This window comes from Thalassospira lucentensis (genome assembly GCF_011806425.1).
GTDB classification, from domain to species: Bacteria; Pseudomonadota; Alphaproteobacteria; order Rhodospirillales; family Thalassospiraceae; genus Thalassospira; species Thalassospira lucentensis_B.
Genome location: NZ_JAATOV010000008.1, coordinates 1 through 21,991 on the forward strand (window position 1 = coordinate 1; position 21,991 = coordinate 21,991).

Here is a 21,991-nt window from a genome sequence, read left to right on the forward strand (position 1 = left end):
CTGTGCTCATAACTTGAAGGCTGAGGCTGTTAAGAAATCGCTCCAGTGGAGCGATTTTAAGCCGAAGGTCGAGCACGACGAAGTCGCGCGCAGACTGCGTTGCGCCACATGCTCCAAACCATCCATCATCATCCGCTCGCCCTTGTGGCGGGCTTTTTTAGTTCACCTATCGGATCGCTCCGACACAAACCACAACTCGTGTGAAATTTCTTGGAACTTTTTCCCGCTGAAGGTTACTTATTTCTTTGCTTGCGTGGCATCGAATTTCTTTCTCTTCTAAGAGAACGCTGGCACGGTTGAATGACGGTGTTTTTGTTTGATTTAGATGGTCATACGGAACGGGTTTGATTGTCCACGCAGATGTTGTCGGTATATGTGATGGCGTTGTCTTGACTTTATGAGGCCGACGCAGTGCAATGAAGAAATGCGAACCGCAATGGTTCGGCCTTTATCATTTTGTCTGGGAAATACTTAATATGGGTCAGTACCCCACCTGCATCCATTCCGTGATTTCAAACAATCCAAAAGATTTGAACCAATTTTTGGAAACACTCGGAAGTCGGCTTGAAGAGATCGAGTTGGAGCTTGTCGTTGCGACACGTGTGCAGGTTTGCCTTGATGAAATGCTGTCAAATGCGATCAAGTATGGCTATCCACCCGAAAAAACAGGTCAGATCGAGGTTTCTATTACCTATGAGACCGATGAAATCGTCGTTTCTGTGACAGATGACGGGGTGCCATTTGATCCGTTTACCCGTGATGACCTTGATAGCCTGGATCTTGATATTGAAGATCGGGAAATTGGCGGTCTAGGAATACATATCGTCAAAAACATGGCCAGTCGCGTTGACCATCAGCGACAAACTAACCGTAATATCAATCGGTTCTGGATTCCCCTGTCATAAACTGCTGGATGGCAAACGGGAACGCACCTCCAAATAGGGGCGTTCGCCGGTTTGCGCAGTGCTATGGGTATTTGGGGGCGCGTATTTGGTCAGCCCTGCTGAGGTTTCCGATACTCAAACGTCACACAGGTAATGTCATCAGCCTGTGGCGCGCCATCGGCAAATGTTTTGACCGTCGATACAACGTTTTCCTGAAGGCTTGAGACGTCCTTAAACGCGCTGGACAATGTCGCTTCCAGACGGTCTGTACCAAATTCTTCTTGTTTTGGATTAGTGGCTTCGTTCACCCCGTCGGTGAACAGGAAGACGCGATCGCCACTTTTAATGTCAAAGCTTGCATTTGAGTAGGGCATTGCATCCATAACGCCAAGGGCCATGTCACCTGTTCCGGGAATTGGAGAGCAGGTGGACGAACCGGATGGCAGATGATAGGGCGGATTGTGACCGGCATTGCAATATGTGAAGGTGCCCGAGGTAAGGTGCAAAATACCATAGAACATCGTTACGAAGAGTTCCTCGCTATTGTTCTGGCACAGAGCATCATTTAAAGCTGCGATGCAGTCGGACGGGTTGGCAAAGCGTGGTGCAATCGCGCGCATAATCGAACGCGCAATGGCCATGAAGAGTGCAGCTGGAACACCTTTGCCCGATACATCTGCAACAACAACAGCGAGCCTGTCATCATCGAGATAGAAGAAGTCATAGAAATCACCCCCAACATCTTTTGCCGGCACCATTAATCCTGAGATGCTGAGACGTTCACTGGGCGGCAATTGTTCGGGCAACATGGCAAGTTGGACACGCCCGGCGATATCGAGTTCCTGTTGAAGCGAAAGATAGGCTGTCTTTGATTTAAGCGCGTCTTCCAGTTCGGAAATCGTTGATTGCAACGTACCATGCTGCTGGTGAATGCGTTCCTTCAGGCTGGTTAATGTCAGGGTAACAACGGCAAGTTCGCTTGCAGCTTTAACATCCTCATTCTCGGTGAGGGCTGTATCGGCATTTAGACGTTCTTCAATGCGGTGCAAATCGCCCAGAATTTGGTCTCTTGCCTCGGTATCAAGCGTTTCGGCAAGTTGTGTCATTTGCTCGCGAATGACCTGCGCCTGACGCTGGCTTCGATTGCGACGTGAACGTGTCATACGGTCCAAGCGCATCAAATCATTACGAAGCTTTACGATTGCATTGGAAATTTCGGCAACTTCGTCGTTGCTGTTGGGTTGCTCAAGATGTTTGGAAAAGTCACCTTCTGAAACGCCAGAAAGGACGCCAATAACGCCTTCAAGCGGACTAAGCGAGCGACGAATATAAAACCATAACCCAAGTGCAGAACAGATTAGGAAGCTGATCGCGCCGGCAAAGATGATTTGTTCAAAACGTGCAAAGCTATGGAAGCTCTTGCTGATATCCTGGGCACTGACCACATAGCCGACCTGATCAGAAAACCCGTAAACAGGGTTGCTTGTAACGCCAAACATTTGATTTCCAAGGGCGATACGTTCTTCTGCCGAGGTGCTAAATTCAACTTTGTCGCGGATGTCTTGCCAAAGCGCCTCGTCCTGTCCGGTAAGATAGCGGCCGCGGCGATTGATTAGAAACGTCTTGCTTTTTTGCAGCTCGGATAACTCATCAAGCAATCGTTCAATACGAACAGCAACGACCACAACGGGACTTTTTTCCGCGTCAGTCAACAGAGGGACTGCGAAGGCGATGAATGTCTGACGGTTACTTGTTGCGGATGCACCAGAAAACCTTTTGCGAACTCCAGTTTCCAAAAAGAATAGCTGGTCCTTGTTAATCAGTGGACTGGGGAAATAGCTTGCCTCGGACGTATATGCGAGCTGCCCGTCATATTGATAAATCTCGATCCGGTCGAAGTAGTTGTTTTCAGTAATGGCACCGCGGGCAATTTTACGTGCGGCAGTATGGATAGCTTTTGTATCTTGTTTTTCAAGGGCATCAATCAGGTCCTTGTCTTCACGCAAAAGCCAGATTTTATCGGTAAGTGACAGAATTGCACCGTCGACAATTTTGCTCCAGAGGCTACCTTGCTGATGGGCGGCTGATCTGCCAAATTCAACCTGAAGCAGATTTTCGCGATAGCTGAATGCCCAAAATAGGCCGCATGCGACAATTAGCAGGCTTACACATGAAAAGACGCTTAGACGGTTCCGCAGCAGCATTATTTGCCTCCCATCTCAGCGAGGGTGTTTCTGAGGACGGTTGGGCCTGCAATGATCCAGAACCCGACCGCGCCAAGCAACCCAATGGCGCCTATAACCACAACAGCAGTCTGCGCACCGTAGATGGTCGCAAGGCTGCCTGCGATAAGTGGTCCAACCACATTTCCAAGTCGTTCGACAAACCTAAATAGGCTTAAGCCCTCAGCTGGGGTGGTTTCGGTCTGACTGTTTAGAATGATGTTTTGAACCAGTGCCAGTTGGGGTGAAATGCTTAGGGCCTGTCCCAAACCGATTAGGCCAACCACACCGACAATCGCCCATACGCCATCCCAAACCGAGAGGCTAATGGCACCAAGGCCGGCCAGAACCCCACCCAAAATGACAAAGAATGCATGCTGATGACGTCTGTCGGCAATTTGTGATGCTTGAGGCATCAAAACGACAACCGCAATGCCATACATCATCACCACACGGCCGATGGCGGAATCGCCGGTATCCAATCCCGACAGATAGATCGGAACGAGCAGGAAAATCACGCCGGTTAGCATGATCTTTGATGGAATGGCGCATAAAACGGTCAATGCGGTAAAGCGCATATTTCCCAATAGCGAGAAGTTTGGCAAAGCTGGAATTCTACGGCGTCGTGTACGGCTGGCTTTTGGTGGAGCGATGTGGTTATCAAGGGTGGATCCCAAGAGGAATCCTGACGTTAAAGCCAGTCCGGCTGACACCAGGAAGGTGGATGCATATCCAATTCGATCGGCTAAAATACCACCGATTGCCGGCCCACAAATCCCTGCAACAAGAATAGCGCCAACAAAAATCGCCATGTTGGTTGCGCGGTTTTCTGGTTCTGAACGTGCGGCAACGTAGCTTTGGCAGGCGACAAATATGAACCCGTACCCAAGTGCTGACAGCATCCGAGATGTGACAAAAAGGGTGAAATCGGTCGATATATAACTTCCGACATAGCCCGCGACCGCTGGTATCAGACCAATCAGGAACATTTTTCGCGACCCAATCCGGTCTGCAATTGGTGCAGTTAACAGCGATACGGCGGCGAGAACCGCCATAAAGGCCATGATCGGAAGACCGGCAGCAAAATCAGGTACGTCTTGCAATGAGACTGGCAGTCCAAGTTTTTTGACATAGACCGGCAAGAACGCGCGTGAGAGTTCCTCGGCGAACATGAACAGGAAAAGTGGCAACCGAAGAGATCGAATATTGCTGGCTTCACGTTCCCGGAATTCGAACGGATTGGCAAATTCGAATTTCGTGCGAATGGTTTGAATTGCCTGATCAATACGTTTGGTCTTTTCGGGGGCAATTTGGGCTGCGCGCAATTCGCTGGAATCATCAAAAAACAGCCGTGCACGCACTGCTATCAGATACAACACTTTGTTCAGGATGCTTTCAACCCGGGTAAGCTCTGCCGTTGCGGAAGCATGTACCGAATGCGAAAAACGTCCGATAGCGCCGTCTTTAAGGACGCTCACCACCGATTGTAAAGGATTGAGCAAACGCCCATAAATCAAAAATGCCAAGAGTTCGTACGTGACAAGCATGGTGATCAGAAGTGTCGTTAAAACCTCGTAGGTTACTTCTTCGCGCTGACGGCTGATATGGTCCGGGTTTAGGGCGATTTCTATGCGGGCGACGGTAGCGCCTTTAAAGCGGATGTCTTGAGAAACACCCGGTGCATCAGAGTCAAACTGCCCCGCGTTGTAGGTGAAGTTTGGCTGAACATCTTCCGCAGGGGAGATTATTCGAATGGCCGCGATATCTGAGTTCTCAGCCAATATATTTGACAAATATTCCTCAACACCAACCAGCTTGCGCGGTTCAATTCCGACGGAAACGGCACGTTCGATATCTCTGCTGATGTTGCTGGCAACAAGTTCGGCCTTGTTTTGGAATTCCGGTACGAGGCGTGCCTCGAATGTTGTCAAAGCCCGGTAAGAGAATGTCGCAAGCGTCAGGCAAAGCAGACCAAGTGAGCCAACCAGAAGCCAAATAAGCAACTGCGATTTATAACGCGCAAGATCGGTGGTTTTTGACGACAGAGTAGGCTTGCTCATAGCCCGATCTCCCCGTCAATTTTGCGAAGTTCCGCTTCTGCCTGATTGATCGTGTCGTGTGCCTTGCAATAACCCTTTGCAAAGCCAAAATCATCGGTGTCAGTTGCTGCTGCTGCGGCGATAGAAGGTTCTTGCAACGTCGGTGCTTGCTGCGGGCCAGCCTGTTCGAGAAGCTTTGACAAATGAGTACTCAAGCCATTGAGATAAGAACTGATGGGGTAGGTTACAAAAAACACAAGGGCCGCCATGGCGGCGAAACCGCCGCCCCAAATCCAGATACCATCATGAATTAGATCTTGGTTCACCGTTGAAACAAGAGCGGTTTGTTTTTCCGGAGAATAGCGCAAAACGATACTTCCTGCCGGATTACCAAGGGTATCGGTAATGCCAAGTCCAAGCACCTTTGCACCCCGGGATTCGGCAACTGACCAGCCTGAATGCTTGTGCGCTTTCCACGCTTCTTCCCAGCTGGTTGGGATGATATCGCCAACAAAGCTTGGTTCGGTACTTAGAACCGTCTGGCCGTTATGATCGAAAACCTCAATTGAAAGGATGGCATCGTCCTGGCCCTTGGCGGCAAGAAGTTGCTGGGTGCCCGTCGTTAGGCGAGCCAAGAGAACGCCACTTAAGCTCATCTCGGTCTCAAGCGAACTACGTACACCTTCCATCAGAAAGTAAAACCGATCATTCACAACCTGATCGATTGCTTTTTCGAATTTATACATATTGATCATCAGCATCAGTGCCATGGCGGCGATGCTGACGACCAGAAGATTGACCACGATGAGGACAGGAAGCTTTTTGAACAGCATTTTTTAGTTTCCTGGCGCGTGAAGGAGTTCGGCAAATGACAGCAAACCCAACGGTGGATATCTGTCCAGTTCGCGCGCGACGTCCATATTGATTTTTAGGGTGAATTGCGGAAGCGCGTCAAAGGGGATATCGCGTGGTTGGGTGTGATCGCTTAGAATTCGGATGGCTTTTTCCGCGCAATATTGACCGGCGATATAATAGTTTCCAACCAGTCCAAACAATGCCTGCCCCTGCGAGAGGAATGGATCCGCAGCCGCAAAAGTTGGCAGCTCATATTTGGCAATGGCATCAAAAAGCGTCTTTTGATTGCGCAACAGAAACGTATCAGGGCCGATATAGACAATATCAGGGGCGGATTTCGCTAGAGTATCCACGGTTTCAGCGATTGCATCGATACGTGATGCGCCATTTTCATCGACAGGAATTGGGAACTTTTCGACCTCAAGCCCCAGTTTTGCTGCGTTTGCCTCAAGGGATCTAACCGCGCTTCTGGGACTGGATTGGGTAGAATCATAGATTGCCGCTATTTTTTTTACATTCATATAGCTTTGGATTGTCTGTAGCTGCGCTGACGTCTGGGGAATATGTGAAACACCAGTCATATTGCGTCCCGACGTTTTCCAGTCTTTTGTCAGACCTCCGACAACGGGATCGGAGACCATGCAGTTAACCGTCGGGATGTCGGATATGAAATCTGCGCTGGCCAAGTCGTCCATCTTGCCTGAGATATTCTGCGCGCTTGCCATACTCCAGGTATAGACAAGGTCAGGACGCGTTTTACGAATTTCGGCACGGATCTCTTCGAACTCGGCTGGGTTTTGTGCCGGATTTCGAATAACGGTTTCAATCGGAATATGCCGGTTGGCGAAATAGTCAATGAACCCCTGATCCGTGACCGTATTCCCACGCCATTGAACCATGAAAATCCTAAATGGTCGTTCATGTCCTGCTTCGGAAACTTGCTGGGGGACGTCGGCGGGTGTGGAGGTCGCTGTTTTTACCTCAGGGGAGCTAGAATAACTTTCCTGGGCCCAGAGGGGTATCGACACGAGGCAAGATATCCCGAAGGCTAAGGCAAAAAGTTTGCCTCTAAAAAGGGGTGGCGTACAAAAATCTGGTTTGGAAAAAAACAGAATTCTGGCCATCATTCGGGGCGTACCTGATCCGTGTCGGACACGATGCTGTCTGGGGAAGCCATAAGAAGCTCGTAGTTCTTTTCTTCGGTGCGATGAACGTCAAAACCTACAAGACCTTGGTCAAGATAGCGGTTTACGGTTTCAAAATCGTCTACCGGACATTTTACAACGCGATCAGAACCGTCCACCACGCGGTGATTGGTGGTCGGGATGCCATCGCGATGAATGATGTAGCGGCGCATATCACCATAGCAAATGGCATGTGCCTTCACCCGGAAACCAGTTCGAAGGTGGTTGCCAAGGCTATATGGGTTAAGCGGCGATACGGTGCCCATCAAATGATGATAGCCGGCCAAAAGAGCGTAGTGACCGCGAATACGGTTCATTGTTTGATGAAGGCTGCTTCCACGAAAGTTGGGATGCACTGCTGCACCGTCAAAATGAGCGACCCGCAATGCGGACTGCGCAGAAAGTTCGGTAAACCGCGACAGGTTGTCCGCATCTTTATGAGGAAAGGATACAATCGCATAGCCGATCAACTGATTGCCGACAAATGATCCTACTGTCGCGCCGCGACGTGAAATATGGTCTGCGATGAAATCAGGCCGATCCGCACGAAAGATCTCTCGGTCAGGCAGATTTTCAACGACTTTCCGGTGCAAATCAACCAGTTCAGCAAGGTCGTCGTGCGATAGAAAGCGTAAAACGACGTCGTGATGTTTGTCCGACGGTTCTGTACGTTTTGAAACTTGGCTGTGCCATTGATCTTCGCGGAACGCAAATAATGCGGCGTCATCAATTGGCCATGGCGGCGGAATCCTGGCATCTTGCGGTTCGGTAATTTTGGGGTTCAGTAAATACGTCACGTTTTTAATCCTGCTCCCAGATCAGAGCACTGTGCACGGTGGTGCGAGTGAATTTTGGCAATCAGTGAAAGAGTGTAATTCGGCCAGTTTGTGGGACTTCAATATGTGCCGTCGTGAGTGGTTATTCGGGCAACATGGTGTTTACGTTCAAGGCCGTGCATGTACTGCTATTTCCTGAGATCAAATAAGCGCCTGATCATTAAGTGGCAGGTATGGCAGTGTTAGTTCCCAGAAATGTTTGGAAATTACAGTTTTTTTGGCGTGAACCACTGGCCGCGTGTTCTATATGCGGTTGTCAGGTCGCAAAGGACTAAAACCCGACAAATCTGCCAATCCAATCGGAATGCAGCTTTAGCTGCCATGCAACGCTAGTGAGGGGTTGCTTCGTTCTCAAGCCACCGCAATATTTCCGCAACCGGTTCGATCAGATCGCCGGGAATATATTGATCAATTGTCGCTGTTTCATAGAGCGAGCGGGCAAGCGGAACATTGCGCATGATAGGGATGCCTTCTTGTTCCGCAACCTCCATCATGCGTTTGGCAACAGCACCTTCGCCTGCGGATATAACAACGGGCAAAGGTGTTTCTTCTGCGTCGTAATATAATGCGATTGCGATATGTGTTGGATTGGTCACAAGAACTTTTGCCTTTCGGGTGCGTTCGATGGTCGAATTCTGCATCATTTCTTGATGAAGCTGTTTCCGCTTGCCTTTGATATGCGGGTCGCCCTCAGATTCCTTGTATTCGCGTTTGACCTCATCCTTTGTCATCATCAACTGCTTTTTGTGCTGGAAACGCTGAAAGGCGATGTCGAAAAAGCCGACGATCATATAAGCCAGTGCGGTATAAATCATGACCTGTGTGACCGTCTCGGCAAGGACAGCTGTGACCCCAGAAAGTCCGCTTGGCGGCACCTTCATGAGGGGGCCGAGTGAATTATAGACAACCAGATAGATCAGGATCGACAGGAAGATAACCTTGATCAGGTTCTTCAGGAATTCGACCATGTTTTTGGCCGAAACCATGTTCTTGGCGTTTGCACCAATATTGAGTTTCTTTGCACTTGGCTTAAGCGATTCAAATGCAAATAAAACCCCGGTTTGAACCATTTCCGCAAAAACACCCAAGATCAGTGCAATCAGGATCGGTGGGACAATAATCGTAATGGCACGATTTAGGATTTCGGTGGTGATCGGTGCGATCATTGCGCGCACCGGATGGCCGTACATTTCAGCGGGCAAAACCATCATCGCCATTAGTTCTTCGATAATGTTGGCACCGTTGGCGATAAAATAACCCATCAGCGCAATCAACAGGACTGTTTGGGTAAAGTCCTTTGATTTCGCGACTTGGCCCTTGTTGCGGGCGTCGCGTAGTTTCTTGGGAGTTGGATCTTCTGTCTTTTCATTCATGCCATTTATTCCAGTACGCCGCGTAATTGCTGGAACTGTTCGGTAATGGCACGGAGTTCCGGGCCAAGATATTCAAACAGAAACCCGACATACAGGATCAGGACGAAAAGGCCGACGGCACTTTTAATCGGCATCGACAGGAAAAATACCTGAAGCTGCGGGGCAAAGCGGCTGATCATGGCAAGTCCCAACTCGGACAGGAACATGGCAATCAGTACCGGTGCAGCCATGATCATCGCGATATACATGAAACGATCAAGCTGCTGGAGGAAGAACAGCCCGTTACCGTTGGAAAATTGCGGCCAGAATGACCCTATCGGCCAATAGATATAGCTTTCGTAGATCGCACGCAGGAGCACAAGTAACCCACCACTGACCAGAAAGAATACGCTGGCGGCCTGATTAAGCAGGATCGCAAGAGGGGATGTCGTGACTCCGGTCAAGGGGCTCATCGAACTCGACATCGTTGCACCGCGTTGGTTGTCGATGATGAAACCGATCGCCTCAATCGCCCAAAAAAGGATCGCGACCAGATACCCCATGACAAAGCCGACAAAGGCTTCTTTGCCGATAATCGCCATGACCATCAGGGGGCTGTCCTTGGTTTCGATGACCACAGGAATTGTTAGCGGAATAACGGCCAACGCAAAAACAGCGGCAATGCTGTTGCGCAATAAACCCGGCAAGATTGCTTTGCCAAACATTGGCAGAACAATGAACAAGCCCAAAAAACGGGCCACTGCAAACGACAGCGCAACTGCAACCGTGTGCAGGTCATAAACACCCCAATTTTGAAGCTGTCCGATTACCATGTGTATGTGTGCGCCATTTTCACAGTGTCAGCTTGTCAGATGCGGAAAATCGGTAAAGATGCTTAGGGCGAAGCGATATAATTCCCCGCCAATCCACGTTGCTGTCATAAAAATAACAATTCCAACGGCAGCGAGTTTGAAGCCAAAGGAAAGTGTCTGTTCCTGCACCTGTGTTAGCGCCTGCAGAAGGCTGACAAGTGTGCCAACAACGGCCGCTGCGATAATGGGGGGTAATGACAACATCAATGTCAAAACCAGTGCACGGGTTAGAAAACTAATAATGTCGCCTTCGAACATTTGCTGTTCCCTACCGCTAGTTCACGTAACTTAGGACAAGCCCGTGGATCAGGCGTGACCAACCATCAATCATCACAAACAAAAACAGTTTGAGAGGTAGCGAAATCGTCATGGGTGAGACCATCATCATGCCCATGGCAAGCAAGATGTTCGAGACGATCAAATCAATGACCACGAACGGCAGATAGAGCAAGAAACCGACTTCAAATGCGGATGTCAGCTCGGCAACCGTAAAGGCAGGTGCAAGGACAAGAAAGCTGTCTGAGCCAAGCTTTGCTGCAAGGTCGGCCGGCCATATTTGCGCAATGGTCTGAACAAAGAATTCCCGCTGGCTTTCATCGGTGTGCTGCAAAAGAAAATAACGGAATGGCTCAAACGCCTGCGCCAAAAGGTCAAACAGATTGCTGGTGTCATCAAACGATATATTGCTGTCGCGCAGAATGTCGAAGACCGACACGCCGACAGGGGCCATTATGTAAACCGTTAGAATAAGCGCCAGACCATAAAGTGCCATGTTTGGCGGGATCTGCTGAACACCCAGTGCGTTCCGGACCAGCGAGAGCACAACAGCGATTTTGACAAACGACGTCGTGATCACGATGACAAACGGAATGAGCGCCAGCATGGCGAGGAGTAGCGCAAGGGTTAACGGATCAGGAATATTGAACATCTTGTGAGCTTAATCCTTTTCGCCGTCTGGCGTGATGTTCCACCGGGTGATACGCAGCCCAATACGGTCGTCAATATTGACCATCTCGCCACGCCCAATTGCCGCGCCGTTCGCACGGATTGTCACCATATTTTCTGCTTCGCGACCGGTCTCAAAAACACTACCAACGCCGGTTTTTTGAAGATCGGCCAACGATATTTCATGATGACCAAGATCAAAGGTCAAGCGCACGGGAATATCGGCGAAGCTGCTGAGTTCTAGTGGATCGGACCCTGACGGGGGTTCACCGTCTATTTCTGGAATGTCACTGTCTTCATCGACAATTTCAGGTGCATCAGAAGGCGGCAAGCTCACGGTAATGACCTCTTGGATTGTGATTTGGCTTCCGTGCCAGACGCCACGCAAGCCGAGTTTTTTTGAAACCCGCAACAAAATCCCGCCTGCACTGTCAGGAACGTTGATTGTGTCGGGAAAAATCGCATCGCCAGCGCGAAGACCGCGCAAGTCAGAAAGTGAAATATTGCTTTCGCCAACTTCAAGGCGAAGCATTGTCGGAATGTTTGGTACGTCAAGGACGTCATCGGCAGGCATGCGTCCATAAAGAGACGCCAGCGCTGGCAAAGCGCCATCCGATGCAAACACCAAAATACGGTTGGCTGTACTTTCGTCCAGTGTCACATCTGTCAATGAAACAGACAGTATATGTTCTTGATCGGGAAGGACGTCATTTTGTGTCAGTCCCCGCAATTCAAAACCTATCCCAACTGCCGACAGGTGTGCCACCAGTTCACCCAGTGCCATTTCAATCAGGGCCAATGACAATGATTCCGGTATGTGGCTGATCGGGGTGCCAGCAGGCAACGTTGCACCAAGCAGGGTAGCCAGTATGCAGGTCGGAACACGTAAAGAAATATCATGCCCGGACAAAGTGGCTTCAAGCGTGAAGGCTGCTTCAAGCTGCTTTTGATCGAGATCGGCACGGACCACCATGCGACTTTGGACCTGCCACGCATGACCGGCGAAAGTGACGTCGATGCCATGACGCGGTGTCGCAAGAATGTTCAATGCCTTATGGGTTTCGGCGTTGATCCTTCGGGTCACAAGTGAACGCATTTCACTCATAGGCCGACATCTCCATCGTCATTTTCCTCTTCGTCGTTCTCACGCTGATATTCCTGACTGGAGCGACGATTGGGATCGCCTTCATTATTTCCTGTGCCGCTATCTTGAATGGTGATGACCTCAACGTCTTTTTGCAGCACCTTGGAAAGACGTGCGGCCAAATCATCCTGCCTTTGATTTAGGAAATTGGCACTGTCGGCGTTGCTGATGATAAATTCCGCGACAAGTTTCCCATCACGCTCGGCAATGCGGACTTCCGTACCCGGCAAAATGGCGTCATTTAGTTGGATGCGAACTTCGGCGATGCCATTGGTTTCACCGACCAAAATGCGAGACGTTAAATTTTGGGCGAGTTCACCAATGCGGCTTTCACCTGTCATTGCTGCAGAAGGTTGCACAGGATTAACCGGCTGGTTTTGCGGTGTTTTGCCAAAGAGCTGCATGGGTGAGAGTGGTTCACCGGCTGCTTCACCGGTTTTGTGACGGTCTTGCTGTTTGCCGTCACGGCCTTGATCGCCACCTTTTTCGCCAGACTGCTCGTCAGATTGACGTCCATTCTGTTCTTGTTGACCCTGTTCGCGCCGTTCCAAGGAATCATTGAAACGTTTGACGTCACCCTGACCTGGGGCTTCGCGCTCGACACTGGTGCTGGTGTCGGTTGACGTCTCTTTGCTTGATGACGTTGGGGTTGCTGGTGGGGTCGGTCCGCTTGTACTTACCATCCATGTTGCTCCTCTTCCCAGCTTTCGATCATGACCGGGGAAGTGAACTCTTCCATTTCCATTTCTTCCTTATAGGCAAGTGCCTCGCGCAGTTCGGTATCGTAGCTTTCGGCTAAATCTTCGAACTTTTCGCGCTGTCGGGTGGCCTCTTTCAGGCGCTGCTCGCAGGAATGGACTTCTTCTAGTGCGGCCTGATGGGCTTTGCGGGCGTCATCAATAGATGTTTCGATAATTTGCTCTTCGTCACGCAGCATCAATATTCGGGTGCGCAGCTCTTCGATGGCGCGCACCTTGACTGTTTTCTCGCAAATATCGTCGAACATCTGATCCTGACGTTCGACCATCCAGTCTCGGTATTCTTGAAGTCGGGTTTCAAGTTTTGTCACGTTTTCAGCAGCGTTTCTTGCCTCTAGCCGCGACAGGATAAGGCGACGTTCCGCACCTTGTTCGCGCCGGATCTTTAGCTGCAATAATTCTGCGAAGACGTTCGACATTAACCGACGACCTCCTGCAAGCGTTTTAGGGTTTCGTCAAATGGCATCAGTTCGTCTGTTTTTTGCTGCAGGAATTCACGAATAGGGCCGATTTTATCAAGGGCCTCATCTGTGGCAGGGTCGGTTCCACGTTGATATTCACCAACCTTGACCAGAAGTTCGATCTCTTGAAATTTCGCCATCAATTCACGCAGGCGACCCGCGGCAGCACGGTGCTCTGGCGTAATCACTGCATTCATGACCCGGCTGGCGGACGCCATCACATCAACAGCAGGATAATGGTTTGCTGACGCAAGTTTGCGTGACAGAACGATGTGACCGTCAAGAATCGAACGGGTTTCGTCGGCGATCGGTTCGTTCATATCATCGCCTTCGACCAGAACGGTATAAAGTGCGGTGATCGAGCCTTTGTCATTCATGCCGACCCGCTCCATCAATTTGGGCAAGGTGGCAAAAACCGATGGCGGATAACCGCGTCTGGTCGGCGGCTCGCCCGCAGCAAGGCCGATTTCGCGTTGTGCACGGCCAAAACGGGTGACGGAATCCATCAGGAAAAGAACCTTTTTACCCTGATCCCTGAAATATTCGGCAATCGCCGTGGCAACATAGGCGGCCTTGGCACGCTCCATCGACGATTTATCCGATGTCGCAACGACCAGAACGGACTTACGGCGGCCTTCTTCACCAAGTTCGTGTTCGATAAATTCGCGGACTTCTCGACCACGTTCACCAATTAGGGCAATAACCGTAACATCAACGTCAGCCCCCTTCACCAACATGCCAAGTAGGGTACTTTTCCCCCCGCCAGCAGCGGCAAATACACCGATCCTTTGACCTTCACCGCACGTCAGTACGCCGTCAAGAACCCGCACTCCTAACGACAACGGTGAGGAAATAATCCGGCGTGTCAGCGGATCTGGGGCTTCTTGATAAACAGGATAATACTGTTCGACGCTCAGCGGCCCGCGTTCTGCCGCGTCAAGGGGGCGGCCAAGGCCGTCAAGAGTCCGCCCGAGAAGTCCTGGGCCAACCGGCACCATATGCGCACGCCCTGTCGGAATGACTTCGGTCGCTGTTGAAATGCCATACATATCCCCGATGGGCGTCAAAAGCGCCGCGTCCTTGGCAAAACCGACAACCTCAGCCTGCAATTCAAACGGCTCGCCGGGGGTGCGCAGGATACAGATTTCCCCAATCCGGACAGACGGTACAACCGCGCGAATGATGGTTCCAACCACCTGCGCGACCCGGCCCTTGATTGTCAGCGTCTGAGCTTCGTTCAAGGCAAGCGCCATCATGTCCGTGATATAGGAAAAATCACGCATCACTTTCTCCCGCTAACCATGGGTTTGGTGACGGTAGGGTCCTGACTTCCCAGAACGCGTTCAAATGAATTTCGAATGGCCTGAAGTTGGGTGTCGATGCCTGCTTCGACGGTTCCAATATCGGTTTCCAGAATGCAGTCACCTGAGGACAGGCGGATATCGGGCTCAACCGACAGATAAGAAATCGCTGGATAAAGTGTCAGCAAGTCATTCAATTTTTCTTTGACCGCTTCGCATTCGGACGGATTAAGACGCACTGTGACCTGATTTTGGGTGCGAACTGCTGCAAGCGCATTGCGTACAATCCTGAAAATGACGTCATGGTCGTCAAGTTCACCAATGACTTTGCCGACGGCTGTGGTTACCAGATCAACAATATTGGTTTCGACTTTTTCGAAGTAATTGACCATGCGCGAGACGTTATCAAGCATCCGTTCCGCTTCTTCCATGCGGGCCTCCGCGATGCCCTGTTCAAAGCCACGTTTCTTCTCGGCTTCAAATGCGTCTTGTGCATCTTTTCGGATCTGTTCTGCCTGCTCTTCTGCTTTGGCGATAATATCCTTGGCGCTGGCAATCGCGTTCACTTGGTCACCCTTCATGACGCGGGCAGACGGATCAACCGATGCAGTGCTCAGGCTGTTTCTTATGCGGAATGCCATTGCGGGGCGACCTCTCGTATTACGCGTTTGATAATCCCGCTTGCAACAGAATGAGACAGATCGATATCCCCGGATTCTAGCAAAACTGTTTTGGGAAGCTTCAGTTCCAGACGTCGCATTAACGCATCAGAACAGGGTTCAATACCGCATTTGAGTACGGCAGCACCGCTTGCCAGCAGATTTTCATTGGTGATCTCGTCAATGGGCATGTTGCTTTCGGGCAGGATTTTTTGCGGCGCAATCAGGGGTGATTTACTCAGAACAAAGTCGAATTCTGCGGTGCCGATTTGTTTGCGACATTGGCGAACGTCATCCGGGATCATCAAATTCCGGATGGTTTGCCCAGCACTACATAGCCCAAGAAAACGAACCACATCGTTAAACAAACTCGACGGCATCAGAGCCAGCGCGCGCGACAAAGCGTTATCAAAACCGGTAATCCATCGTCCCAAAAGATCAAATTCTTCGAGCAGATATTTGTTCAGATGACCTGAAACTGACGCTGATTGACCAGCGGCTTTTATGACGGAGACGCCAAGCGTTTCGGGCAGGCGCGTTTGATGGATATATTCCAGAGGGAGGAAGTTAAACGCATATGTTTGCTGCCAATCACCCGATTGGCGCAGTGCTGCTGAGAAGTCGAACTGAGATTGGGAATGATCATTCGGCATTGGCAGCCTCACGCCCAGCAGACTTGAAGTTCAATAAAGCCGGTTTTTTCCAAAGAATTGCCAAAACGCCAATAGCGATGAAGCTGGCAAACAAGGTTACAAGCAAACCGATCATCGCAATGTTTAAGTCCCTGGCCGATGATATCGCGACATCAAACCCCATAACCCGGGTCACAGGGCGCATATCGGTATTCCCCGATGGCGGCATGACTGCTGCTGGCACAAGAATGACCGATACATTGTCATAGGCCAGTTGCGAAATGCTGTTCACCACCAGTCGTTTGATCTGAGGTACGACGTTTTCCACAACAGAGTTGGGTTCATGTTTGATGAAAACGGATGCTGAGGCGGGGTCGCTGGCGGCTGACAGACCGGTACTTTCACTGGGCAGAACCACATGAACACGTGCGGTTACAACGCCGTCGATCTGGGAAATGGTCTCGGAAAGTTCCTGCGACAGCGCATAGATGTAGCGAACTTTTTCCTCAAGCGGCGAGGAAATCAGGCCTTCCTTTTTGAAGACATCCCCCATTTTAACGAATTGCTGTTGTGGCAATCCCTTGGCACGCATAATGCCAAGCGCCTCAGCAACTTCTTCGGACTCAACCGAAATAACCATGCCTTCGGCACCGGTCGTTTTTTGCGCAGCAATGCCTGTATTGAGAAGCACAGAAAGAATTTGGTTGGCTTCATCTTCTTTAAGACCGGAAACCAATTCGACCTGCTCACTACAGGCAGCGAGTGTCAGTGTCATTAAAACAGCAAGGATCGACTTTCTGAGCATCTTCAATTTATTGGGCCTTCATCAACTGGTCGACGGTTTGCGTTGATTTGGAAACGACTTTACTGACCAATTCCTGCTGAATGGCCCAGCCAGTCACCTGCATCTGCAATTCGATCATGTCTTGGACTTGCATCGCACCAGATGAGGACGATGTGTGCAGAGTGTTGAGAATGTTGTTTTCTTGTCCACTCATGTCGGCGCGCATTTTTTCCAATCCACCAAGGATATGGTCGCCAATCGATGTGACCTTGGTTGTCACCTGATCGCCAAGGGCATTGGGCACAATTTCTGTCACCGATGAAACGTTTGCAGCGCTAGCGGCCTCACTCGTCGCGGTTACAGGACCCGTCATGGCAGCGTTAAACATCTCGACATCATTTTCCGCCGCAGGAATCAGTGCCTGAGGCAGATTTGCAGCCGCCTCGGTAATTGCACCGGGACCGGAGCCTGGGATTGAAGTGGCCAAACCGTTGATCAATGCCATGTGGGTGCCTCCGTCTAGACGGTTTCTGATTTGATTGATTTGGCCAACGCAACGGCCTGCGGATCAGCATCCCGGGCAATCACGTGGTCAAGCGGTTTTTCGCTTTCTGCTGCGCGACCGGCCATCTTCAGGCTCATTCCGTAAAATGCGAGGGCCATATCATGGTCAGGATCATGGTCCAGAATCTTCTTCTGAAGCGTTATGATTGCCTGATCAAACTTCTTTTCTGCTAAATCAGCAATAGCGAGGCCGATAACGGCCCCGCTTTCGCTGGGATTAGCTTCCAAGAGAGCTTCCATAATATTTCTGGCAACGCTTGGTAATCCGCGTCCCGCTGCCAGAAATCCTATTTCTGCAAGGAGTTTGCTTTCCGGTACTTTAAGGGAAGTCATCCCGTAACCTCTTGTTATGATCAGATTTGCAGGATGTTGCGCCGGGTCTGGCTGTCCTGCTGGATTTGTTGTTCAAGCTGCGAACGAATGTCTTTCATCATATCGCGCCATTCGCCCTCTGCCTCGCGCAGATTATCCATTTGCTGGCGGCTGATATCCGAATGGGATTGGTCGGCTTCTGCGTCGGCCTTGGCAAGTTCAGAATCGCGGCTGAATGCAGCAGACCCGATTTGCCCGAGGCCATTTGCTGCCCCGGACAGGCCCGCACCAATCTGGACATAGCCTTGTGCTTGGGCACTCAGCGTCGTCGCTTTTTGTGCAGCTTCGGTTGCCTGCTTTGTCATGTTGCTTGATTGCTTCGCCCAACTATCAGACATTTCCTGAAATCTTTTGGAAAGTGAATGTGCTGGGTTTGCGCTTGCTTTGGCGCCAGCCTCGGTCGACATGGCCATTTTTTTTGCGGCGTCACTTGTCAGGTTGGAAGACTGTTTGCTGAAATCGGCACTTTGATTAGCCGATTTCATCGACATTCCCGATGCCGCGATCTGTATCATGCCAGCACCAATCTGGACAGCGCCCTGCACAATAGCCGCACTAAAGGCCTTTTCGGCAGACTTGCGCATGTTTTCGACCCGGCTTTCCATTGCCGTGACCATTTCATCCATACGGTTTAAACGGTCTTCGCGGTCAGCCATGCGGTTTTCTACAGCAACTTTATGCATCAACGCCATGACAGCGTACATGTCGGTAGATGCGCTGTCACCGCTGCTGGGCAATTTGGAAAGCAGCCCGGCGATGTCTTTGGTTATGTTGCCCGTTGGGGGCTCAAGATTTGGGCGGGTTGATCCATTGGCAATGATATCTTCTTGGATGTCACCGATTGTGCCTGCACGCGCCGTTGCTGAACGGCCGACGGTTTCTGTTTCTTTTGTCTTTTGCGTTGCGTCAAGCTGATCAAGATTAGCCAGCGGATTTGATGCATTGGTATTTGATATGGTGTTGCTCATAATCTCGTCCTTTCCGGGGGGCACCCCCAACCAGATCGCGTGATCAAATCATTCGGCGCGTGATCTGCATTTTGGTTTCGGCAGTCGATGAAATCATCGACGCGACCTTTTGCATGCTGTCTTGGGCCTGTTCGACAATTTCCTGCAGGCGTTCGCTGTCTTCCTCCATCAGGGCTTGCAGCTTGGACAGGAACTTTTTGATATCAATCTGGTCAGCTGCCAATTGGTCAGCATCACGTTTATCGGCAGCTGCGGCGATTCCGACACCACCTGCTGTTGCATTGGCCGTACCGCCAACCACGCCTGCCGCGATTGAAATCTTTGCGAACATGGCGGGGACCTCGGCCAGTGCACTTGCACCGACAACAGCTGCACCGAGTCCGGCGACGGCAACGCCGACCGTCAAGGTAATCCCCATGATCATTCCGAATTTTTGCGCCTTTTCTTCATCATTGGGATAAATCGCCTGCCCAAGCTTGCTCGCACCGGCCTGAAGCGAGAAGTCAGGGCCGCCCGCGGTGACAGAAATGGTAGAGGCCAGATCTACAACCGAAATCGCCGAAACGGCGATGAGAATACCTGTGACCGCAGGAGCCGCGGCCCCTGCCGTTATGACGGCGAGTGCGACAGACGCAACCACAGCGGCAATCTTGCCGATAATGCCAAAAATCTTGCCGATTTTGCTCTTCTTATTGGATTCAGCGATTTTATCCCACTGTTCTTCCATCTTCTTCAGGAGCTTTTCGTTGTGCTCTTTCTTGATCTCGCCGTTGTTGCGCACTTCCTCTGATGTGGCCTTGGACATCGCGTCATTGAGTTTCGACTTGGCCTGCTGCAACAGCATCACCAGACTTTCGAAATCCTGCGTGACGGGGGCCTCAAGCGTCGGTGCGCTGGACGGTCCGGTCAGTTCCGGGGGGAGAACGTTGGAAACCCCGAATGTTGATCCTGCCTTGGCCGTCTGGGCTGATTGGATACCTTCAGGGGTTTCGGTACCGCGATTCCCCGGAAGCGGTGTGGCACTGTTGGTATTGACGCCGATGGTACTCATTGGTTTTCCTCACAGATCAGGGCAAGAACGGACGGATTAGATGCCTTCTAGAGCGTCAAGTAGGACATTGGCGCGATCACGAACCGGGCTTTCGCCAATGTCTTCGACTTCCTCAAGCACATAGGCAAGCATTTCCTTGGCATCGTCAATTTCACCAATCGCAATCAGGCATTCCGCGATGTGAAGTTTCGGATCGGCATCCAACGGGGCCAGCGTTAAGGCTGCGCCATAGGACTGGATCGCTTCGGGGAACATTTGCAACATCTGGCAGCATGCGCCCAAGCCCTTGTGGTATTTGGGCTCGAGATGGTTATAGACGCTGAGCATCGAAAATGTTTGTGCCGCATCGTGATATTTGCCCTGCGAATAGGCGTTGAAGCCCAAGGTATAGATCGCTTCAAGCTCGTCCTCGCCCATGCCCCGCAGGGCGGCGATGGTACTTTTGTTGTCGAACAATTCCTGCGTCATCGTTTCGAGGACTTCAGGGTTGAATGCTTCGGCAGTTTGCTCGGTGGTCATAATATTGTTTCCTTCCGCGGATCAACGCATGTTGCCGACGACTGAGTCGAGTGTCTTTTGAACTTTCTGCAACAGGTTCGATAGCGTATCGAAGGCTTCGTTGCGTTTGTTCATCAGGCTCTGCATACGGATCATGTCGAGCTGGCCGGTTGAATTCAGGCTGTCAATTTTGCCCTTGATGTCATTGACCCAAGTATCGATGGTATTCTGACGCGCATCGAACTTCCCCGTGCCAGGCATACTCAAGCGGGCTTTATCCTTGCTGTCGGTATTAACGTTCGGATAGCCTTTCAGCTCATCTAAACTGCCGTCCTTGGGCAACTGGATATCGATATTAACGCCGGCTTTTGCGAGCTGCATAACCATCTCGGTGGCTTGCTTTTCTGTCGCACCAAGGTCTGCCCATTTATCGGGGTTGTCACCAGATGGGCGCACCGCACGCAAAGAGCTCAGCAGGTCGTTGAGTTGACTTACCTGTTGGTTGCGAGACTGAATTTCCTTGATCTGGTCAGCCATCTGACTTTCAAGATTTTCGGCCCGTTGGGCCTGCACAAGCATCATCATTTCTTCGATGCCAAGGCCCTGTTCAAGGCCTGATACGCTGCTGGCGCCATTCACACCAATGCCATCAATCATCTTCGTGCACCCTTTCCTATCCGCAAAAACTAGCGCATGTTGCCGACGATTGAATCGAGCGTCTTCTGAACTTTTTGCAGCAGGTTCGATAATGTATCGAAGGCTTCGTTGCGTTTGTTCATCAGGCTCTGCATGCGGATCATATCGAGTTGGCCGGTTGAATTCAGGCTGTCAATTTTGCCCTTGATATCATTGATATAAGTATCAATCGTTTTTTGATCGATTTCGGTCGCCTTCTTGTCCGCGCCTGTAACCCCGGCATCAGCAAGAGCGCTAGCGGTGCTCATAGCGTAGGTGGCCTTTTTATCCGGGTTGTCCCCCGAAGGTCGATCCGCACGTAAAGAACTTAGCAAGTTGTTGAGCTGACCTACCTGCTCGTTGCGAGACTGAATTTCCTTGATCTGGTCAGCCATCTGCTTTTCGAGATTGTCGGCCCGTTGGGCCTGCACAAGCATCATCATCTCTTCGATGCCCATACCAGGCTCAAACCCCTGAACGCCGGCGGCGGCGTTTGTTCCGTTCACGGTTGTCATCATAAGCTCCTGCGAAAATCGACTAACTGGGAGTGCCAATAATTGTTTGTTTGCCTGCGTTCCGATAACCCGCGTGGGTCTCAGATCATGCGGCGCATGCGTTTCATTGATGTACCCGCTTTGGCATTTACTTGCCCCAAGCTCTGCCGGGCTGCGTTGACTTCTTTCTCGATCTCTTCAAGATCGGCAGCCACAGCTTCTTGACCTTTGGAACGCCCGTCACTTGGCATGTTTGCGAAGGCCTTCGTCATCGTTTCGCGGCTGACACCACTTTTTTCCAGAAGCGCATCGGTTTCTGCGATCGCACTTTCTGCCTGAGAGCAAATCTCTTCGAGTTGCTTAACGATTTCCAGTGCCTGTACTTCTGGTTCAACAGACATTTTCAGTCCTCTTGGTTTGCTTTTCGAAAACGTATTGTCA

The 21,991-nt window shown here is 50.8% G+C and carries 26 protein-coding genes; 2 read left to right on the forward strand and 24 right to left on the reverse strand.

Annotated elements, in window-relative coordinates; genetic code table 11:
- The coding region (locus HCZ99_RS20565) for a hypothetical protein (RefSeq protein WP_217701532.1) at nucleotides 1-280 on the forward strand (280 nt) is incomplete at its 5' end.
- 196 nt (nucleotides 281-476) lie between these two features.
- A complete protein-coding gene (locus HCZ99_RS19370) occupies nucleotides 477-905 on the forward strand; it encodes an ATP-binding protein (RefSeq protein ID WP_167448681.1) in 429 nt (142 codons plus the stop codon).
- 89 nt (nucleotides 906-994) lie between these two features.
- Here the strand turns inward: HCZ99_RS19370 and HCZ99_RS19375 are convergent, their stop codons facing one another.
- The 24 genes from HCZ99_RS19375 to HCZ99_RS19490 all read right to left on the reverse strand — a co-directional run bounded on the left by HCZ99_RS19375 (nucleotide 995) and on the right by HCZ99_RS19490 (nucleotide 21,951).
- The gene (locus HCZ99_RS19375; protein ID WP_167448682.1) at nucleotides 995-3,088 is read right to left on the reverse strand and encodes a SpoIIE family protein phosphatase; all 2,094 of its coding nucleotides are present in this window, start codon (nucleotides 3,086-3,088) and stop codon (nucleotides 995-997) included.
- On the reverse strand, nucleotides 3,088-5,166 hold the full coding sequence (locus tag HCZ99_RS19380; protein ID WP_167448683.1) for an MFS transporter: 2,079 nt from the start codon (nucleotides 5,164-5,166) through the stop codon (nucleotides 3,088-3,090). Before HCZ99_RS19380 ends, HCZ99_RS19375 begins: the two co-directional genes overlap by 1 nt.
- Nucleotides 5,163-5,978 carry a hypothetical protein gene (locus HCZ99_RS19385; protein WP_167448684.1) on the reverse strand — a complete coding sequence of 272 codons (816 nt, stop codon included), beginning with the start codon at nucleotides 5,976-5,978 and terminating at the stop codon, nucleotides 5,163-5,165. Before HCZ99_RS19385 ends, HCZ99_RS19380 begins: the two co-directional genes overlap by 4 nt.
- A 3-nt stretch (nucleotides 5,979-5,981) precedes the next feature.
- Nucleotides 5,982-7,127, reverse strand: a complete 1,146-nt coding sequence (locus tag HCZ99_RS19390; protein WP_167448685.1) for an ABC transporter substrate-binding protein — start codon at nucleotides 7,125-7,127, stop codon at nucleotides 5,982-5,984.
- The gene (locus HCZ99_RS19395) at nucleotides 7,124-7,981 is read right to left on the reverse strand and encodes a GNAT family N-acetyltransferase (protein ID WP_167448686.1); all 858 of its coding nucleotides are present in this window, start codon (nucleotides 7,979-7,981) and stop codon (nucleotides 7,124-7,126) included. The genes HCZ99_RS19390 and HCZ99_RS19395 overlap by 4 nt, the downstream gene beginning before the upstream one ends.
- A gap of 368 nt (nucleotides 7,982-8,349) precedes the next feature.
- A complete protein-coding gene (sctU, locus tag HCZ99_RS19400) occupies nucleotides 8,350-9,393 on the reverse strand; it encodes a type III secretion system export apparatus subunit SctU (RefSeq protein WP_167448687.1) in 1,044 nt (347 codons plus the stop codon).
- A 5-nt stretch (nucleotides 9,394-9,398) separates the two neighbouring features.
- The gene (gene sctT / locus HCZ99_RS19405) at nucleotides 9,399-10,205 is read right to left on the reverse strand and encodes a type III secretion system export apparatus subunit SctT (protein WP_167448688.1); all 807 of its coding nucleotides are present in this window, start codon (nucleotides 10,203-10,205) and stop codon (nucleotides 9,399-9,401) included.
- Between the two features lie 27 nt (nucleotides 10,206-10,232).
- Nucleotides 10,233-10,502, reverse strand: a complete 270-nt coding sequence (gene sctS, locus HCZ99_RS19410) for a type III secretion system export apparatus subunit SctS (protein ID WP_167448689.1) — start codon at nucleotides 10,500-10,502, stop codon at nucleotides 10,233-10,235.
- A 16-nt stretch (nucleotides 10,503-10,518) separates the two neighbouring features.
- Nucleotides 10,519-11,172, reverse strand: a complete 654-nt coding sequence (gene sctR, locus HCZ99_RS19415; RefSeq protein WP_167448690.1) for a type III secretion system export apparatus subunit SctR — start codon at nucleotides 11,170-11,172, stop codon at nucleotides 10,519-10,521.
- Nucleotides 11,173-11,181: 9 nt separating this feature from the next.
- Nucleotides 11,182-12,294 carry a type III secretion system cytoplasmic ring protein SctQ gene (gene sctQ / locus HCZ99_RS19420; RefSeq protein ID WP_167448691.1) on the reverse strand — a complete coding sequence of 371 codons (1,113 nt, stop codon included), beginning with the start codon at nucleotides 12,292-12,294 and terminating at the stop codon, nucleotides 11,182-11,184.
- Nucleotides 12,291-13,016: a type III secretion HpaP family protein gene (locus tag HCZ99_RS19425; RefSeq protein ID WP_167448692.1), complete on the reverse strand. Its 726-nt coding sequence runs from the start codon at nucleotides 13,014-13,016 to the stop codon at nucleotides 12,291-12,293. Before HCZ99_RS19425 ends, sctQ begins: the two co-directional genes overlap by 4 nt.
- A complete protein-coding gene (sctO, locus tag HCZ99_RS19430) occupies nucleotides 13,010-13,510 on the reverse strand; it encodes a type III secretion system stalk subunit SctO (RefSeq protein WP_167448693.1) in 501 nt (166 codons plus the stop codon). The genes HCZ99_RS19425 and sctO overlap by 7 nt, the downstream gene beginning before the upstream one ends.
- Nucleotides 13,510-14,835, reverse strand: a complete 1,326-nt coding sequence (sctN, locus tag HCZ99_RS19435; protein WP_167448694.1) for a type III secretion system ATPase SctN — start codon at nucleotides 14,833-14,835, stop codon at nucleotides 13,510-13,512. Before sctN ends, sctO begins: the two co-directional genes overlap by 1 nt.
- Nucleotides 14,835-15,494, reverse strand: coding sequence for an HrpE/YscL family type III secretion apparatus protein (locus HCZ99_RS19440; RefSeq protein ID WP_167448695.1), 660 nt, complete (start codon nucleotides 15,492-15,494; stop codon nucleotides 14,835-14,837). The genes sctN and HCZ99_RS19440 overlap by 1 nt, the downstream gene beginning before the upstream one ends.
- Nucleotides 15,479-16,165: a SctK family type III secretion system sorting platform protein gene (locus HCZ99_RS19445; RefSeq protein ID WP_167448696.1), complete on the reverse strand. Its 687-nt coding sequence runs from the start codon at nucleotides 16,163-16,165 to the stop codon at nucleotides 15,479-15,481. Before HCZ99_RS19445 ends, HCZ99_RS19440 begins: the two co-directional genes overlap by 16 nt.
- Nucleotides 16,155-16,949 (reverse strand): type III secretion system inner membrane ring lipoprotein SctJ, encoded by a 795-nt coding sequence (sctJ, locus tag HCZ99_RS19450; protein WP_254869783.1) that lies wholly within the window; start codon nucleotides 16,947-16,949, stop codon nucleotides 16,155-16,157. The genes HCZ99_RS19445 and sctJ overlap by 11 nt, the downstream gene beginning before the upstream one ends.
- Before the next feature lie 7 nt (nucleotides 16,950-16,956).
- Nucleotides 16,957-17,433, reverse strand: coding sequence for an EscI/YscI/HrpB family type III secretion system inner rod protein (locus tag HCZ99_RS19455; protein ID WP_167448698.1), 477 nt, complete (start codon nucleotides 17,431-17,433; stop codon nucleotides 16,957-16,959).
- Nucleotides 17,434-17,447: 14 nt separating this feature from the next.
- Complete coding sequence (locus tag HCZ99_RS19460) at nucleotides 17,448-17,825, reverse strand: hypothetical protein (protein ID WP_167448699.1); 378 nt, start codon at nucleotides 17,823-17,825, stop codon at nucleotides 17,448-17,450.
- 20 nt (nucleotides 17,826-17,845) lie between these two features.
- Complete coding sequence (gene sctB / locus HCZ99_RS19465) at nucleotides 17,846-18,832, reverse strand: type III secretion system translocon subunit SctB (RefSeq protein ID WP_167448700.1); 987 nt, start codon at nucleotides 18,830-18,832, stop codon at nucleotides 17,846-17,848.
- 43 nt (nucleotides 18,833-18,875) lie between these two features.
- Complete coding sequence (gene sctE, locus HCZ99_RS19470; protein ID WP_167448701.1) at nucleotides 18,876-19,883, reverse strand: type III secretion system translocon subunit SctE; 1,008 nt, start codon at nucleotides 19,881-19,883, stop codon at nucleotides 18,876-18,878.
- A gap of 36 nt (nucleotides 19,884-19,919) precedes the next feature.
- The gene (locus HCZ99_RS19475; protein WP_167448702.1) at nucleotides 19,920-20,402 is read right to left on the reverse strand and encodes a SycD/LcrH family type III secretion system chaperone; all 483 of its coding nucleotides are present in this window, start codon (nucleotides 20,400-20,402) and stop codon (nucleotides 19,920-19,922) included.
- A 21-nt stretch (nucleotides 20,403-20,423) separates the two neighbouring features.
- Entirely contained in the window at nucleotides 20,424-21,038 is a 615-nt protein-coding gene (locus HCZ99_RS19480) for a hypothetical protein (protein ID WP_167448703.1), read from the reverse strand.
- A 29-nt stretch (nucleotides 21,039-21,067) separates the two neighbouring features.
- Nucleotides 21,068-21,571, reverse strand: coding sequence for a hypothetical protein (locus HCZ99_RS19485; RefSeq protein WP_167448704.1), 504 nt, complete (start codon nucleotides 21,569-21,571; stop codon nucleotides 21,068-21,070).
- 80 nt (nucleotides 21,572-21,651) lie between these two features.
- The gene (locus tag HCZ99_RS19490) at nucleotides 21,652-21,951 is read right to left on the reverse strand and encodes a hypothetical protein (RefSeq protein WP_167448705.1); all 300 of its coding nucleotides are present in this window, start codon (nucleotides 21,949-21,951) and stop codon (nucleotides 21,652-21,654) included.
- Between the last annotated feature and the right edge of the window lie 40 nt (nucleotides 21,952-21,991).

Excerpts from the sequence above, each read along its gene's own strand:
- HCZ99_RS19370 (WP_167448681.1), top strand. The coding sequence starts at position 477 with ATGGGTCAGTACCCCACCTGCATCCATTCCGTGATTTCAAACAATCCA.
- HCZ99_RS19375 (WP_167448682.1), bottom strand. The coding sequence starts at position 3,088 with ATGCTGCTGCGGAACCGTCTAAGCGTCTTTTCATGTGTAAGCCTGCTA.
- HCZ99_RS19380 (WP_167448683.1), bottom strand. The coding sequence starts at position 5,166 with ATGAGCAAGCCTACTCTGTCGTCAAAAACCACCGATCTTGCGCGTTAT.
- HCZ99_RS19385 (WP_167448684.1), bottom strand. The coding sequence starts at position 5,978 with ATGCTGTTCAAAAAGCTTCCTGTCCTCATCGTGGTCAATCTTCTGGTC.
- HCZ99_RS19390 (WP_167448685.1), bottom strand. The coding sequence starts at position 7,127 with ATGATGGCCAGAATTCTGTTTTTTTCCAAACCAGATTTTTGTACGCCA.
- sctU (WP_167448687.1), bottom strand. The coding sequence starts at position 9,393 with ATGAATGAAAAGACAGAAGATCCAACTCCCAAGAAACTACGCGACGCC.
- sctT (WP_167448688.1), bottom strand. The coding sequence starts at position 10,205 with ATGGTAATCGGACAGCTTCAAAATTGGGGTGTTTATGACCTGCACACG.
- sctS (WP_167448689.1), bottom strand. The coding sequence starts at position 10,502 with ATGTTCGAAGGCGACATTATTAGTTTTCTAACCCGTGCACTGGTTTTG.
- sctR (WP_167448690.1), bottom strand. The coding sequence starts at position 11,172 with ATGTTCAATATTCCTGATCCGTTAACCCTTGCGCTACTCCTCGCCATG.
- sctQ (WP_167448691.1), bottom strand. The coding sequence starts at position 12,294 with ATGAGTGAAATGCGTTCACTTGTGACCCGAAGGATCAACGCCGAAACC.
- HCZ99_RS19425 (WP_167448692.1), bottom strand. The coding sequence starts at position 13,016 with ATGGTAAGTACAAGCGGACCGACCCCACCAGCAACCCCAACGTCATCA.
- sctO (WP_167448693.1), bottom strand. The coding sequence starts at position 13,510 with ATGTCGAACGTCTTCGCAGAATTATTGCAGCTAAAGATCCGGCGCGAA.
- sctN (WP_167448694.1), bottom strand. The coding sequence starts at position 14,835 with ATGCGTGATTTTTCCTATATCACGGACATGATGGCGCTTGCCTTGAAC.
- HCZ99_RS19440 (WP_167448695.1), bottom strand. The coding sequence starts at position 15,494 with ATGGCATTCCGCATAAGAAACAGCCTGAGCACTGCATCGGTTGATCCG.
- HCZ99_RS19445 (WP_167448696.1), bottom strand. The coding sequence starts at position 16,165 with ATGCCGAATGATCATTCCCAATCTCAGTTCGACTTCTCAGCAGCACTG.
- sctJ (WP_254869783.1), bottom strand. The coding sequence starts at position 16,949 with ATGCTCAGAAAGTCGATCCTTGCTGTTTTAATGACACTGACACTCGCT.
- HCZ99_RS19455 (WP_167448698.1), bottom strand. The coding sequence starts at position 17,433 with ATGGCATTGATCAACGGTTTGGCCACTTCAATCCCAGGCTCCGGTCCC.
- HCZ99_RS19460 (WP_167448699.1), bottom strand. The coding sequence starts at position 17,825 with ATGACTTCCCTTAAAGTACCGGAAAGCAAACTCCTTGCAGAAATAGGA.
- sctB (WP_167448700.1), bottom strand. The coding sequence starts at position 18,832 with ATGAGCAACACCATATCAAATACCAATGCATCAAATCCGCTGGCTAAT.
- sctE (WP_167448701.1), bottom strand. The coding sequence starts at position 19,883 with ATGAGTACCATCGGCGTCAATACCAACAGTGCCACACCGCTTCCGGGG.
- HCZ99_RS19475 (WP_167448702.1), bottom strand. The coding sequence starts at position 20,402 with ATGACCACCGAGCAAACTGCCGAAGCATTCAACCCTGAAGTCCTCGAA.
- HCZ99_RS19480 (WP_167448703.1), bottom strand. The coding sequence starts at position 21,038 with ATGATTGATGGCATTGGTGTGAATGGCGCCAGCAGCGTATCAGGCCTT.
- HCZ99_RS19485 (WP_167448704.1), bottom strand. The coding sequence starts at position 21,571 with ATGACAACCGTGAACGGAACAAACGCCGCCGCCGGCGTTCAGGGGTTT.
- HCZ99_RS19490 (WP_167448705.1), bottom strand. The coding sequence starts at position 21,951 with ATGTCTGTTGAACCAGAAGTACAGGCACTGGAAATCGTTAAGCAACTC.